Consider the following 530-nt stretch of genomic DNA (forward strand, 5'->3'; position numbering starts at 1 on the left):
GGAGATCGTCGAAGCCGATCCCAAGCGAGTCACCAGACTGCGGCTGCATCCGCCGGCGGAAAAGGCGCTGGCGGAGGAGTAACTCCCTCGAGCGCCGTCCCCGCGCAGGCCGGGACCCATTCTTGCCGCTGGAACCGGGCCTTCCCCGCTGCCCGTACCTCCCGCCATGAACCGTCATCCCGACAAAGGCCGGGACGACGAATGGAACTTGACATAGCGAACCATATGGGTTATAAAAACCATATCCCGTTTGCCATAACGGCTCGCAATTAAGGAAGACCGGCGGTCGTGGCCCCGGCCGGGGACAGGAGAGGCGGATGCGATACCGCTCAGGACCGCCCCAGTTGCTCCACCAGAAAATCGACGAAGACGCGCACCCGCGCCGGGCGGGTAGCGCCGCCGACATAGAGTGCGTGGATGTCCTCGCGGTCGCCGGGATTGAACGGCTCGAGCAGCGCGACCAGCCGCCCGGCAGCGACATGGTCCTCGACATGGAAGCTCCCGACCCGGACCACGCCCACTCCGCCAAG

At 65.7% G+C, this 530-nt stretch carries 1 pseudogene; it reads right to left on the reverse strand.

Features of this window, described 5'->3' with window-relative positions:
* Positions 1–329: 329 nt before the first annotated feature.
* Positions 330–530: pseudogene (locus I6A82_RS14385) on the reverse strand (LysR substrate-binding domain-containing protein); the annotation flags it as partial.

The sequence above is a fragment of the Novosphingopyxis sp. YJ-S2-01 genome (genome assembly GCF_016093175.1).
GTDB classification, from domain to species: Bacteria; Pseudomonadota; Alphaproteobacteria; order Sphingomonadales; family Sphingomonadaceae; genus Novosphingopyxis; species Novosphingopyxis iocasae.